This is a genomic window from Hydrogenimonas thermophila (assembly GCF_900115615.1).
GTDB lineage: Bacteria > Campylobacterota > Campylobacteria > Campylobacterales > Hydrogenimonadaceae > Hydrogenimonas > Hydrogenimonas thermophila.
In genome coordinates this window covers 49,581-63,847 of the sequence record NZ_FOXB01000009.1, presented here as the reverse complement: position 1 = coordinate 63,847, position 14,267 = coordinate 49,581, and the positions used below count along the sequence as shown (strand labels likewise).

The 14,267-nt window shown below is 36.5% G+C and carries 10 protein-coding genes and 1 pseudogene; 10 read left to right on the top strand and 1 reads right to left on the bottom strand.

Annotated features, from left to right (window positions below):
• Positions 1 to 1,062, bottom strand: a pseudogene (locus BM227_RS04705) (hypothetical protein); the annotation flags it as partial.
• Between the two features lie 181 nt (positions 1,063 to 1,243).
• On the opposite strand from BM227_RS04705, the gene BM227_RS04700 reads away from it, so the two are divergent.
• From BM227_RS04700 to BM227_RS04655, 10 genes are all read left to right on the top strand, one after another.
• Complete coding sequence (locus BM227_RS04700; RefSeq protein ID WP_092911686.1) at positions 1,244 to 1,552, top strand: hypothetical protein; 309 nt, start codon at positions 1,244 to 1,246, stop codon at positions 1,550 to 1,552.
• Between the two features lie 143 nt (positions 1,553 to 1,695).
• The gene (locus BM227_RS04695; RefSeq protein WP_092911684.1) at positions 1,696 to 3,105 is read left to right on the top strand and encodes a glycogen synthase; all 1,410 of its coding nucleotides are present in this window, start codon (positions 1,696 to 1,698) and stop codon (positions 3,103 to 3,105) included.
• The gene (locus BM227_RS04690; protein WP_092911683.1) at positions 3,102 to 3,938 is read left to right on the top strand and encodes an ROK family protein; all 837 of its coding nucleotides are present in this window, start codon (positions 3,102 to 3,104) and stop codon (positions 3,936 to 3,938) included. The genes BM227_RS04695 and BM227_RS04690 overlap by 4 nt, the downstream gene beginning before the upstream one ends.
• A gap of 65 nt (positions 3,939 to 4,003) precedes the next feature.
• Positions 4,004 to 6,214, top strand: coding sequence for a phosphoribosylformylglycinamidine synthase subunit PurL (purL, locus tag BM227_RS04685; RefSeq protein WP_092911681.1), 2,211 nt, complete (start codon positions 4,004 to 4,006; stop codon positions 6,212 to 6,214).
• A 13-nt stretch (positions 6,215 to 6,227) separates the two neighbouring features.
• Entirely contained in the window at positions 6,228 to 7,763 is a 1,536-nt protein-coding gene (gene purH, locus BM227_RS04680) for a bifunctional phosphoribosylaminoimidazolecarboxamide formyltransferase/IMP cyclohydrolase (RefSeq protein WP_092911679.1), read from the top strand.
• Positions 7,764 to 7,777: 14 nt separating this feature from the next.
• Positions 7,778 to 8,326, top strand: a complete 549-nt coding sequence (locus BM227_RS04675) for a Uma2 family endonuclease (RefSeq protein ID WP_092911677.1) — start codon at positions 7,778 to 7,780, stop codon at positions 8,324 to 8,326.
• Between the two features lie 99 nt (positions 8,327 to 8,425).
• Positions 8,426 to 8,734: a hypothetical protein gene (locus BM227_RS04670; RefSeq protein ID WP_143089688.1), complete on the top strand. Its 309-nt coding sequence runs from the start codon at positions 8,426 to 8,428 to the stop codon at positions 8,732 to 8,734.
• An 88-nt stretch (positions 8,735 to 8,822) separates the two neighbouring features.
• The gene (locus BM227_RS04665; protein WP_092911673.1) at positions 8,823 to 10,007 is read left to right on the top strand and encodes a hypothetical protein; all 1,185 of its coding nucleotides are present in this window, start codon (positions 8,823 to 8,825) and stop codon (positions 10,005 to 10,007) included.
• Between the two features lie 24 nt (positions 10,008 to 10,031).
• On the top strand, positions 10,032 to 11,093 hold the full coding sequence (locus BM227_RS04660; protein WP_092911671.1) for an efflux RND transporter periplasmic adaptor subunit: 1,062 nt from the start codon (positions 10,032 to 10,034) through the stop codon (positions 11,091 to 11,093).
• Complete coding sequence (locus tag BM227_RS04655; protein WP_092911669.1) at positions 11,086 to 14,136, top strand: efflux RND transporter permease subunit; 3,051 nt, start codon at positions 11,086 to 11,088, stop codon at positions 14,134 to 14,136. The genes BM227_RS04660 and BM227_RS04655 overlap by 8 nt, the downstream gene beginning before the upstream one ends.
• Positions 14,137 to 14,267 lie beyond the last annotated feature (131 nt).

Genomic DNA, 14,267 nt, shown 5'->3' with positions numbered 1-14,267 from the left:
TCCTACTGCACTCATTACACCGTGACAGCTTTGGCACTGCATTTTACTTGTACCATCAGGGTTTTTAGCATTTCCCATTGCACCTCTTAAACATTGAGTTGTTGCACCTGGGTGGCAAGTGTAGCAAGCATTTCTGTTTGTACTGTTATTTAGTGTAAGTCCTGTATCTGGGTCTGTAACATCTGTGTGTTTAGAGTGCAGTGCTTGGGTTAATGGTTTTATATCATCAACTCCAGTTCCTGGCAGAGCATTACTCTTATGACAAGATGCACAAAGTATAGGTGTTCCGCTATTGGCTGTTGCTTCCAAACCTTCTGCTTTATAGTTCCAACCTTTTGCGCTTAAAGAGCTATTATGTTCTGCTACAGCTGTTGGGTGTTTTTGATCGTGCAGTCTTAAAATGTTATATTTATAATCTTTCTCTGGATCACTCAAATTTACCCAACCACTACTTGGTTTAGCATCATCATAATTTGATGTAGAGCTATGGCACTTTTTACAATCCATCTCATCACTTACTGGTAAAACTGTAGTTGTCTCTGCTAGTACATTACCACTGTTATCTTTTGCAACCACTTTTACCATTGGGTACATATTGTAAGAGCCATCATCATTTTTTGGAGAGACAGGAATACCTTCTGCTGTCCACCATTTATGAGTAGAGTCATAATGAAGAGGTTGAGGAGTTTTACTCTGTACATAACTTCCAGCAAGTCCTTTATCTGCTTCAAGTGTTACACCAAATAGACTTAAAACATAATCCCAAAAGTTTGTTTTAGTAACACTCGTTGTATTCCACTTACCATCTAATGATGGTACTGCTTCATAAGTAAGTGTCACACCACTTGTAATATGTTGTGGTGTTCCATCTTTTTTTATAAGTTGGGCTACTAGGTTATTATATGGTGGCAAGATTGAAAAGACTGAGTAGTCATTTCCATCCATACAGTGCATTCCTAGGTCATTCCAGGCGAGGAGGCGGTAGCCTTTTTTACTTTTAACCTCTTCAGATAAAGCAAGAGATATGGTTAATAGTATAAATATTACTGTTTTTAATTGCATATATTGCCCTTTTGTTTAGAATAAAATTAGAGATTTTTATTAGAAGGTATTTAATTTCTCAAAATTATAATTGATAAAAATTTTATTGTCAAGTAAATCTATAGATTTTGAAAACTATATATTATGGATTTTATGGAATAGATATTGCTTGTAAAAAAGTTATTCTAAAAAGGAGCAAATTATGACAGTAAATTCAAGTGGTGCAATGCAACAGGCACAAATGAGACAGATGAATGGTGCAGGTGGTGCTGGTAATGGTGGAATGAAAGATATTATGCAATCATTGTCACAAGAAGAGAGAACACAATTAAGAGAACAAATGAGTTCTTTAAGTATGGAAGATAGACAAAAGGCAATGTCTCAAATGAAAGAGGTTGATAAAGCCAGTATGAGTGAAGAAGATTATTTCCAATCTTTATTAGATATATTGAATCCAACTAAAGATGATGACTCTCAAGTAAGTGCTTCAAGCTTCTCTATTTATGCATAAAGAGATGACTATCATTAAATTGGTGTAAACCTTTACATCAATTAATGGTAGTTTAAACAACTACTCTCTTTTCTCTTCCAATCTTTTTGCAATCTATAAAGTTATATTACTATCATAAGAGTCAATTCTTTTGAGGAACAATAATGAAATTACTATTTGCATCAGCTGAGATTTCTCCTTTTGCTAAAAGTGGGGGATTGGCTGACATATCTTTGGCTCTTTCTAAAGTATTAAATGGAAGAATCGATGTTACGGCAATTATGCCCCTTTATAGATGCATAGATAAGACTCATTATGATATTTGTTCAACTGGAGACTCTTTTAACCTCTCTTTTGGTGGACTCTCTTACGATATTGAGCTTTTTACTACAACAATAGATGGTTTGAAAGTAGTTTTTGTTTACAATGAACTATTGTGTGAACGAGACTCTTTATATGGACATTCTGAAGAAGGGTATGAAGATAATGATTTAAGATTTGCTATCTTTTGTCATACGATTGTTGAAATAGTTAAAAGAGACTTTTTTGATATTTTGCATCTTAATGATTGGCATACTGCACTTACTGCACTTTTAGTGCGTGATACTGGTTTAAGTACCAAAATAGTCTATACAATTCATAACCTTGCTTATCAGGGACTCTTTCCAAAATCTTCAATGGTTCGAACTGGAATTGATCCAAAACATTTTAGGATGGAAGAGGTTGAGTTTTACGGAGAGGTAAATTGGATGAAAGCAGGCATTGGCAATGCTGACGCGGTTACAACAGTTAGTCCAAGCTATGCAGTTGAGATTCTAACACCTGAGTTTGGTTGTGGATTGGATGGCTATTTGCGTCTTCATAGTGAGAAATTAACCGGTATTCTAAATGGGATCGATACCAAACTTTTTGATCCATCAACCGATCCGGCACTTCCTGCAACATATAGTAAAACTTCAAAAAGAGGGAAAATGGTCTGCAAAAAGTCATTTTTTCGTGAGATTGAGATGGAACAATCTACATTACCACTTTTTATATTTATTGGTCGATTTGTAGAGCAAAAGGGGCTTGAACTTATAATTGAGTCAATTGAAGAGATGTTAAAACGACCTTTGGTGTTTGTTATGCTTGGTGATGGGGAGAATAAGTACCATTCTGCTTTGCAAAAAGTGGCACAAAAAAAGTTTAACTTTCATCTACATTTTGGTTATGATGAGACCCTTGCACATAAAATGTATGCAGCGGCAGACTTTTTGGTTATGCCTTCACTCTTTGAACCGTGTGGGTTAAATCAGATGGTTGCGATGCGTTACGGTACCATTCCACTGGTTCACAAAACTGGAGGCTTAAAAGATACCATCCACCAAATCATACCAAGAAAGAGAGTTTGTGGTATGGGATTTGTCTTTAATAAAATGAAAAAAGATCTCTTTTTGCAAAGTATAGATAGTGCAATTAAACTATATGGAAACAGAAGAAAGTTAAACAGTATCCGTACATTTAATATGAGTTGCGATTTTTCTATTCAAAAGTGTGCTAAAGAGTATCTGAAACTTTATGAGAGTCTCTTATGAGTCAACTTGCCATTGATGTTGGTGGTACGTGGTTACGCTATGAGCTTCTTGGTGAAGATGATGTATGTGGTAAGTTTCAAAGCAAAGAACAGCCACTTTTAGAGTTTATTACATCAATGTTAAGGCGTTATCCACAGATCGATGCTATAGCAGTATCTTTTGCCGGACAGGTGCATAATGGAGTAATTATTTCAGCTCCAAATATTGATGTCAAAGAGCCTAAACTTAAAGATTTTGTTGAAACAAATTTTGGTGTATCTCTTATTTTGGAAAACGATCTAAACTGCGCTGCATTGGCTGAATCAGTTTACTGGAATGAAAAAGAGCTTGTAGCTCTCTACTCTGGTACGGGACTTGGCGGTGGTTTGATTGTCGATGGCAAAATTGTTCATGGATGGCGTAATCTTGCAGGTGAGATTGGTCATATACCATATAAAACAGCACCTTTTAAGTGTGGTTGCGGAAAAGATAATTGTCTTGAACTTTATGCTTCTGGAAGCGGTATTCAAAAATGGATAAAGTATTTTGGATTGAAAGAAGAGACAACTTTGCAACAGTTAAAGAGTTCAAAAAATCCTGATGCTATGAAGATAGCAGAAAGCTATATTGAAGCTTTGATTTATGCAGCAGCTACGATGGTTACGATTATGAATCCAAAGATTTTAGTTTTTGGAGGTGGTGTGATTGAACATAATCCTGAACTGATTGAAATAGTTCGTAAACGAATTGGTGATTATGCTCTTTTGGCAAGTTGTGAGGGGCTTAGAGTAGAGAAGAGTCGTATGGAAAACGCATCATTGGAAGGTGTAAAGATTTTGCTAAAAAGATTTTAACCATATCCAAGCACTCTTTTTATATAATATTCGCTACTTTTAGATTTTAATGCAAGGGTACCCGTATGGAACAGGATATTGCCGAGATTTTAAAGGCACACAAACTTTCCGAAGAAGATTATGAGCATATTAAAAAGATATTAGGACGTGAACCTAATCTGGTCGAAATTGGAATTTTCAGTGCAATGTGGAGTGAACACTGTAGTTACAAGTCGAGTAAAAAGTATCTGCGAGGTTTCCCAACTGAAGCACCATGGGTTATTCAAGGACCTGGTGAGAATGCTGGTGTTATTGATATAGGAGAGGGTTATGCAGCTGTCTTTAAGATGGAGAGCCATAACCATCCTAGTTTCATTGAACCGTATCAAGGTGCTGCAACAGGTGTTGGCGGTATTTTACGTGATGTTTTTACAATGGGAGCTAGACCTGTAGCAAATCTAAACGCTCTTCGTTTTGGACGTGTTCGTGGAGATGACCAAACAGCAGCTTATCAGCGTCATCTTGTTCGTGGTGTTGTAGCAGGTATTGGCGGATACGGAAACTGTATGGGTGTTCCTACAGTTGGTGGTGAAACATTCTTTGATGAGAGCTATAACGGAAATATTCTTGTAAATGCCTTTACTTTAGGAATAGCTAAAGCTGATGAGATATTTTACGGAAAAGCAGAAGGTATAGGAAACCCTGTCATATATGTTGGTTCCAAAACTGGACGTGATGGATTGGGTGGAGCTGTTATGAGTTCAGACAGTTTTACTGAAGAGTCAAAATCGCTTCGTCCTACAGTCCAGGTAGGAGACCCATTTACTGAAAAATTGCTGCTTGAAGCTTGCTTGGAGCTATTTAAAACAGACTATGTAGTAGGTATTCAAGATATGGGTGCGGCAGGTTTGACATCTAGCTCATTTGAGATGGCAGGCAGAAGTGGCAGTGGTATGCGTATGGATCTTGATAAAGTTCCTATGCGTGAAGAGGGAATGACACCATATGAGCTGATGCTTAGTGAATCTCAGGAGCGTATGCTTATTTGTGCTCGCAAGGGAACGGAAGATAAGATTATAGAGATTTTTGAAAAGTGGGGACTTGATTGTGCTGTAATCGGTGAAGTTACAGATACAGGGTTGATGGAACTCTATTGGCATGGCGAAAAAGTTGCTGAAGTACCTGTTGATCCTGTTAGTGAAGAGGCTCCTGTACTAGATCGTCCTGTATCATGTCCTAAATATTTGGATGAAATCAAAGATATTGATATTGACAAATATGAGCTTCCTTCTAACCAGTCAGCTTTTGAAAAATTGGTTCAGTCAATTGAAGTAGTTGACAAAGCTTGGGTCTACGAGCAGTATGACTCTATGGTTCAGACCAATACAATCAAAAATGGCGGTAAACTTGATGCTTCTGTAATACGCGTTAAAGAGAATGGTCGTGCTATTGCGATGAGTTCTGACTGTAACCCAAGATACTGCTACATTGATCCTAAAGGTGGTGCTGCGGCAGCTGTCATAGAGTCTGGACGAAATGTTGCAATGAGCGGTGCTAGACCTTTAGCAATTACTGACTGTCTAAACTATGGTAACCCTGAAAATCCAGAAGTAATGTGGCAGTTTGCACAAGGTTGTGAAGGTATTAAAGAGGCATGCTCTAAGCTAAATACACCTGTAACTGGTGGAAATGTTTCTCTATATAATGAAACAAATGGTGTTAGTGTTTTCCCAACTCCAACAGTTGCTATGGTTGGTGTAAATGAGTCTCAAGAAAATGTTCTTCCTTCAAGTTTTCAAGATGAGGGAGATACTCTTCTTTTAATTGGTGAAACTGATAAAGAGTTTGGTGGTAGCCTATATCTAAAAGAGCTATTTGGTGTAACAGGCGGAAAACTCCCTAAGATTGACTACGATAAAGAGCTAGCACTTTGGGACTTGGTAATAGAGGCAAATAAAAAAGGGCTTCTTAAAGCAGCTAAAGACCTAAATGTAGGTGGTTTAGCTATAGCAATCGCAAAGATGGCAGCTGTTAGTGGTATGGGTGCTGATGTTAATGCAGACTTGAAAGAAGATGTAAATATCTTCAGTGAAAGTTTTGCCCGAGCGATTCTTGAAGTAGATCCAAAGAACTTAGATGCAGTAGCTCAAATGGCAAAAGAGCGAGGATTGAAGTGTGAGGCTATTGGAACTGTTGGTGGCGACTATGTTAAAGTCAACGATATCAAGATGCCAATGGCTGAGTTGAAAGATCTCTATTTTAATACATTTAAGCGAATTATTGAACAAGATATTTAATTAAGGAATTTTAATGTCACGAGCGTTAGTAAGTGTAAGTGATAAAACAGGTGTTGTAGAGTTTGCCAAAGGGTTGGAAGAGCTTGGCTTTGAAATTGTTTCAACAGGTGGAACTCTAAAGGTTCTTAAGGAAAATGGTATTCAAGCTATTGATATTAGCGAAGTAACAAAGTTTCCTGAAATGTTTGATGGACGGGTTAAAACACTTAACCCTTATGTTCACGGTGGTATTTTGCATCGCCGTGATTTGTCTTCACATGTTGAGACTGCTAAAGAACACGGGATTATAGGAATAGACTTAGTTTGTGTTAACCTATATCCTTTTAAAGCTACAATTGAGAGAACCGATGATTTTGATGAAATCATTGAAAATATCGATATTGGCGGTCCTGCAATGGTCAGAAGTGCCGCAAAGAATTTCAATGATGTAATTATTGTAACTGATCCAAATGATTATGCACCGATTCTTGAAGCGCTTAAAAATGGAAACAATACGCTTGAAATGCGAAGAAATCTAATGATCAAAGCGTTCGAGCATACAGCAGCATATGACAGTATGATAGCAAACTATATGAATAAGCGATTTAATGATGGTTTTGGAGATAAACAGTTTATTGTTGGAAACAAAGTTTGCAATACTCGTTATGGTGAAAACCCTCATCAAAAGGGTGCATTGTATGAGTTTGATAACTTTTTTAGCAAAAACTTTAAAACCATCAAGGGAGAGGCTAGTTTTAATAACCTCACAGACATAAGTGGAGCTGTTAAAATTGCGGCAGCATTTGGAGAGGAAAATGCTGTTTGTATTGTCAAGCATGGAAACCCTTGTGGTTTTGCAATCCGCGATAGTTTGCTTGATGCTTATGTAGATGCACTGAAGTGTGACCCTGTTTCTGCATTTGGCGGTGTGGTTGCTGTAAATGGTGTAGTCGATAAAGAGTTAGCTGAAAAGATGAATGAAATCTTCCTTGAAGTAATTATTGCCGGTAGAATTACTCCTGAAGCAAGAGAAGTATTTGCATCTAAAAAGCGTATTAAGCTATTTGAATATGATAGTGACAGACTTCTTGTAAGTGATGATGCTTATGACTTCAAGCATATTTCTGGCGGATTTGTTTATCAAGATGCTGACAAAGTTAAAGATGAAGAGATAACTGGTGCTGAGTGTAAGTCAAATAGAGAGGCAACAGAGCAAGAGATGAAAGATCTTGAAATTGCTTATAAAGTTGCTGCACTTACAAAGTCTAACTGTGTTGTTTATGTAAAAGATGGAGCAATGGTAGCAGTTGGTATGGGTATGACAAGCCGTGTTGATGCTGCAAGATGTGCTCTTAAAAAAGCAGAAGAGGTAGGCTTGGATGTTACAGGTGCTGCAATGGCTAGTGAAGCCTTCTTCCCATTTAGAGACTCCATAGATGCTGCAGCGGCTGCAGGTGTAAAAGCGATCATAGAGCCGGGCGGATCAATCCGTGATGATGAAGTGATTGAAGCTGCCAATGAACATGGAATTGCGCTATACTTTACAGGAGTTAGACACTTCTTGCATTAATTTAAAGAATCAATATGATCTCTATTAAGTTAGAAGATATTAATTATACTTATGATGATTGCAAACTTTGGGAAGGAGATTGGGAGTTAATAGAAGGCATTCCTTTTGCCTTGTCTCCTTCTCCTATATGTAAGCATCAGAGTATTTTAGTTTCTATTTCAAGTTTTTTATTGGGACAATTAGAAGAATGTCATAATTGCGAAGTTTTAGGTAGAATTGATTACAAAATATCTGAAAGAACTGTAGTGCGGCCAGATGTTGTTTTAATTTGTAATGAAAAAAATGAAGACTATCTTACAAAAGCTCCTGAGATTATTGTAGAGATTATAAGTAAATCAACAGCAAAGAAAGATGAAGTATATAAGTTTGATCTCTATGAAACAGAAAAAGTAAAGTATTACATAATAGTTTATCCTGATGATTTAAGAGCAAAGATTTATAAACATAATGGTGAAAAGTATATAAAAGAGGGTAATTTTTTTGAAGAAACCTACTTTTTTGAAGAGACTACTTGTAAAGTAAATCTTGATTTTAAAAAGGTTTTTAAAAAGTTTAGAAATTAAATAATAAAGAAAATAGTCTTTTATTAAAATAACTTGAAAAAAAATAGTACTCTCAAAAAAGTACAACTTATGTAATAAATCTTTGATATACTCTTCCTAATGAAAAGAATAAAAAGTATTGTAGGAAAAATCTTATTAATTGTTATGACAGCATTTATAGCTCATGATTATATGATTGGGCAAGATGATGCAGTAAGTAATAGTTCTATTACTAAAGCACATATACAACAAAATGTTTCTCACTATCCTACTGCTGTTGAACATCAGGTATTTCACTCTCCTGCATTAACATCATCAGAACGCATATTAATGCGTGAAGTTCGACTAATAACACCAGAGTTTAGATTGCAAACTCTTTTATCTCAAGACTTTACTAATCCTCCCTTTACTCCTCCAAAACTAGTTTGACCTTTTTTTAATCAAAACCATTCTATTTTTTCTTTACTCCTGTTACATAAAGAGTACAAGAGTACACAAATAAAAGGAGATTTATATTATGAGATATCTATTTATTATGCTTGTTCCTGCACTAATTTTTGCAGATTCTATTAGTACACTTTTTGATAGGGTTAAACAGAGTGATCTGTATAAAAGCCGCAGTGAAGCTATTGATGCTGAGTTTGAACAAAAAAGAGCATCTGTCTATAATGATGGCTGGCGTGTAGGAGGTGATCTTACATATGCTGATGTAAAAGATGGAAGTGATTCTGGTACTGAATATTCTGTATCTATTGGTAAAGATTTTATGTTAAGCGGTTCTAAAATTGAAGCTTTGCTAAAAGAGGAAAAAAACTATGCAAAGATGCTAAAAGAGATAGAAAAGAATCGCATAAAAGCTCGTTTATGGCAGCTTTACGGCTCTTACTGTATTACAATGAAAGCACTACAGGCTAAAGGTGAGCTTGGAGTCATTTATGATGAGATGAACAGGTACATAGACAAAGGTGTCCGTTTTGGGGAATTTGATGCCAGTAAATCTATTATGGCACACTTGGCATTGGAAAACTTAAATCTTCAAATATCAGAACTTGATAGCAGACTACAAGAGTATGAGGCTCAGATAGAGGCAATTGTTCCATTTGATGGTCAATTTGAGTGTCGTAGATTGAGACCTGATTTTAATAAACTCTTTGATCCTAAATACTCGGCTCTTTGGCCAATGCTAGAAGGCAAAGTAACAAGTGCCAAAAAGATGGTTGAACTATCTGGCAATAGGACTCAAACTTTAGGTATTGATGGAACATATGTTGATGAAATAGATACACGCCGTTATGTACTAAGTCTATCTATACCATTGGCTTTTGGATCTAAAAATGAGGCTGAAAGAGCTGCTGCTATGCATACGTTTGCTGCCGCCCGTCATGAGCTTGAAGCTTTTCAAAAAAGGTATGCACAAGATACTAAAGCATTAGAAACACGTCTTGATATTTACAGAAATCATGTTAGCAATACTGAAAGCTCTATAAAACTCTCTACTGACACTCTCATTTCACAGAGCCGTATGCGCTTTGTAGCTGGTGAAGAGAGTTTTATATCTATGCTTAAAGCTGCTGAAACAAAGCTGCAGATGATTGAAACTATACTTGATCTTAAAACAAAACGGCATGAAGCTGTATCGAACTATCTTTATAACTACGCTATCGATCCAGAAAGAGTCAGTTTGGCTCCTTCTTGCCGTTAGTAAAAAATTGATTAGGAGTTAAAAATGATAAAAAAGTTATTATTAGTTACATTTATTCTTACTGCGCCAATTATTTCTAAAGAGATTATTATAAACAGTCAAAATAAAATGGTTAAAACGGCTCATCCAAAATCTACTAAGAGGGTTTATCTTGGAAGTTTCCTTGCAAAAGGGCATTTGTCAGCTAATGAAATATATAGAATAGATGCACCTGTTGAAGGGGTAATAGAGTATTTAAATGTTCATATTTATGAGCCTGTTGAAAAAGGAAGAAAGCTTGTAATCATCAAGAGTCCAAAACTGCTTGAATTGGAGTCAAAATATATAGATACATTGATAGAAAAAGAGTATTGTGCTAATGAAGTAAATCGTTTGAAGCCTCTATATGAAGCAGCAGTAGTTGCAAAAAAGAGATTTCTTGAAGCAAAAAACAGACTTGCTAAATATACTACACAAAGCTTTTTTTACTATCATCTTCTAATAGAGTGGGGACTCTCTAAAGAGCAGGTAGAAAAAATTAAAGAGAGTAAAAAGCCGATTCCAGAAATTAGCATATTTGCTCCTATAAGCGGTAAAGTATCTGATATGAATGTATATCCAAAGATGTATGTGGAGCGTGGTGAGCATTTGATGACGATCTTAAATCCAAAAGGGGCACATTTTGAAGTAGCTTTACCTTTAAAAATTGCAAAGCGTCTTAAACCTGGGTTTGAACTATATGTAGGTGATAAGCCTGTAAAGGTTGAGTCAATTTCAGGTGCTGTAGATAGTAGAACCCAAACAGTTGCTATTCACCTTCTTCCTGAAACAGATATGGCTATTATGCCTGATGAAAAGCGAAATATAAAACTATATTGGCCTCAAAATGCATTTGCTCTTCCATCTTCTGCAGTTATAGATTATGATGATAGAGAAGCTGTTTTTATTAAGACACAAAAAGGTTTCAAACTTGTACCTGTTACCGTTTTGGGACGAAGCAGTAATACTGTTTATGTTGTTTCACAAGATTTAAAAACAAGTTTAGAAGTAGCTGTCAGTGGTGTAATTGCTTTAAAAGGTGCTTTGGAGGGGCAGGCAGATGATTGATAAACTCATTGGTTTTGCTCTTTCTCAGCGAGTCTTTGCCATTATTATTGCATTGGCAATTGCTGCCGGGGGTATCATATCTTACTCCAAATTAACGATAGATGCTTTCCCTGATGTCTCCACAACACAGGTAAAAATCATCATTAAAGCACCTGGAATGACACCTAAAGAGGTGGAACAGCAGATTACTATTCCTATTGAGCTTGAGATGCAGGGGATTCCTCATCAAAAGATTGTACGGTCTATTTCAAAGTATGCTCTTGCAGATGTTACAATCGACTTTGAAGAGGGAACAGACCTTTACTGGGCTCGTGACAGAGTTTATCAGCGTTTTAACAATATTAAAAATGATTTGCCACCTTCAGTATCTGGCGGTATAGCTCCTGTTACGACACCTCTTGGTGAGATATTGATGTTTACAATTGAGTCTCCTACACTGTCGCTTATGGAGAAGCGAACTCTTTTAGATTGGATTATACGCCCTGAACTTCGTAATATAGAGGGTGTTGCAGATGTAAATGCTCTTGGTGGAGAGGTTAAAACATATCGCATTAAACCTGATTTTGCACGTATGGCATCTCTTGGAATAACTCTGGATGAGATTGAACAAAAAATTGAAAAGAATAATGCCAACTTTGGTGCAGGGCGAATAGAGAGAGGTGATGAAGCTCTTTTGGTACGCCTTCCTGGTCGTATGAAAGAGAGTAGAGATATAGCCAACCTTGTTGTAAAGGTTGAAGATAACGGAGCAATCATACGTCTTGGAGATATTGCAGATATATCTATAGATGCACTTACCAGATATGGTTATGTTACCAAAGATGGAGAGGGTGAAGCTGTTGAAGGGTTAGTGTTGGGACTCAAAGGTGCAGATGCATCTCATGTTACAGCTGAGGTAAAAAAGAGACTTAAAGAGCTTGAAAAGAGACTTCCGGAAGGTACAAAATTAAATATCTTTTATGATAGAAGTGACTTGATAGGCAAAGCTGTCAGTATGGTTCAAAAGGCTTTGACTGAAGCTGTCTTGCTTGTTCTTGTTGTGCTTCTTCTCTTTCTTGGAAGTTTTGTATCGGCTATTACTGTTGCGCTGATATTGCCTTTGGCAATTCTAAGTGCATTTATTTTGATGTACTACTTTGGAATCAGTGTTAACCTTATGAGTCTTGGTGGTATAGCTATTGCTATTGGTATGATTATAGACTCAGGTGTTGTAATGGTTGAAAATATCATTGCAAGACTTGCTCATCCTCAATCAAAGAGTTGGAGTCGAATACAGATAATTTATAATGCAGCAAAAGAGGTAAGTACTCCTGTTATCTCTGGAGTATTCATCATTATTATTGTCTTTACGCCTCTTTTGATGTTGCAAGGTTTGGGTGGTAAACTCTTTGCACCTGTTGCACTGAGCATTGTCTTTACTCTTGCGGCATCAATTCTATTGGCACTCTTTATTATTCCAACAATTGCATCATTTTTTATACGTAAACCAAAGCATGAAGATACATTCTTAATGAAGTGGCTCTTAAAGGGGTATGAGCCTCTCTTAAAGGGTGCATTCAAAGCAGAGTTTGGAATATATGCACTCTTATTGGTCCTTTTAGGCGGTACATTCTATGCTTTTGCCAATATAGGTAAAACATTTATGCCTACAATGGATGAAGGAAATATTGTAATAGGTATTGAAGCGCCACCTTCAATCAACATTCCTGCTGGTATTGCTCTAAATACGGAGATTCAAAAGAGGTTGATGAAAGAGGTTCCTGAAATTAAATCTATTATTGCAAGAACAGGGTCAGATGAGATTGGACTTGATCCTATGGGATTGAATGATACAGATACATTCTTAGTGTTCAAACCAAAGTCAGAGTGGAGAAAACAGGATACTGAGTGGCTTAAAGATCAGATGAGAAAAGTTCTGGAGAGTATTCAGGGGATAGAGTACAGTTTTACACAACCTATTGAGATGCGTACATCAGAGATGTTGACAGGCTCAAGAGGAGATGTTGTCATTAAGATTTTTGGCGAAGAGATTGATAAGCTTAATGAGCTTGGCATTGCTATTAAAGAGATTACTGAAAAGACTGAAGGTAGTCAAGATGTCTATATGCGCCAAAATGAAGGGGTTGCTTACCAAGAACTACGGTTTAACGATGAGAAACTCGGAAACTATGGACTCGATAAAACCGATGTTGCACACTTGCTAAAAGCTGCTGTCAGTGGAGTAGAGATTGGTACTATATATAAAGGAATGAAGCAGTTTCCTATTATTGTACGAGGAGATTACCTAAGAAAGAATCTTGATGAGCTTTATCTGGTTGGTCAAAAAGGTGAACCGATTGCTTTGTCAGAAGTTGTAACTATTATTCGTAGTAGTGGTCCGGTTGAGATTAAGCATGAACACGCACGTAGATTTGTATCTATACAGACTAATGTTACGGGTATAGACCTTGTTACATTTGTTGATCATCTCAAAGCAAATATTGCAAAAGAGATTAAACTTCCGGCAGGCTACTCCATAACATATGGAGGACAGTTTAAAAATCAGCAAGCTACAATGGAGCGTTTGTCTATAGTTGTTCCGATTGCATTGGTTCTTATATTTATGATTTTATATATGACTTTTAAGTCTATTTTGCAAAGTGTCATTATCTTTACAACTATTCCTCTTGCTATGATGGGAGGAATATTTGGACTATATGTCACTGATAGTTACTTGTCAGTTCCTGCATCTGTTGGATTTATTGCCTTGCTTGGTATTGCAGTATTAAATGGTGTCGTTATGATAAGCTACTTCAATGAATTAGCAAGATCTCTTCCTATAAAAGAGGTTGTTATAGAGGGAGCAAAAAGAAGGTTACGACCTGTACTTATGACTGCTACCATTGCAGCCCTTGCATTGGTACCTATGCTCTATGCAACAGGACCTGGCTCTGAGATTCAAAAGCCACTTGCAATAGTTGTAATTTTTGGTCTTATCTCTTCAACAGCTCTTACTCTTCTTCTTCTGCCGATGCTCTATCGCAGATTTATGAAAGATAGTTGAGGCATCTGAAATATTATATGAGACTAAAGTCTTCCCCATTATTTGGGGATAGGACTTTAGTCCTATAGATTATAGTTTCATCTTTTTAGTTCCAAAATTAGATAAGATATAAATTTTTTTATAGCTCTGTA

Excerpts from the sequence above, each read along its gene's own strand:
- BM227_RS04700 (WP_092911686.1), top strand. The coding sequence starts at position 1,244 with ATGACAGTAAATTCAAGTGGTGCAATGCAACAGGCACAAATGAGACAG.
- BM227_RS04695 (WP_092911684.1), top strand. The coding sequence starts at position 1,696 with ATGAAATTACTATTTGCATCAGCTGAGATTTCTCCTTTTGCTAAAAGT.
- BM227_RS04690 (WP_092911683.1), top strand. The coding sequence starts at position 3,102 with ATGAGTCAACTTGCCATTGATGTTGGTGGTACGTGGTTACGCTATGAG.
- purL (WP_092911681.1), top strand. The coding sequence starts at position 4,004 with ATGGAACAGGATATTGCCGAGATTTTAAAGGCACACAAACTTTCCGAA.
- purH (WP_092911679.1), top strand. The coding sequence starts at position 6,228 with ATGTCACGAGCGTTAGTAAGTGTAAGTGATAAAACAGGTGTTGTAGAG.
- BM227_RS04675 (WP_092911677.1), top strand. The coding sequence starts at position 7,778 with ATGATCTCTATTAAGTTAGAAGATATTAATTATACTTATGATGATTGC.
- BM227_RS04670 (WP_143089688.1), top strand. The coding sequence starts at position 8,426 with ATGAAAAGAATAAAAAGTATTGTAGGAAAAATCTTATTAATTGTTATG.
- BM227_RS04665 (WP_092911673.1), top strand. The coding sequence starts at position 8,823 with ATGAGATATCTATTTATTATGCTTGTTCCTGCACTAATTTTTGCAGAT.
- BM227_RS04660 (WP_092911671.1), top strand. The coding sequence starts at position 10,032 with ATGATAAAAAAGTTATTATTAGTTACATTTATTCTTACTGCGCCAATT.
- BM227_RS04655 (WP_092911669.1), top strand. The coding sequence starts at position 11,086 with ATGATTGATAAACTCATTGGTTTTGCTCTTTCTCAGCGAGTCTTTGCC.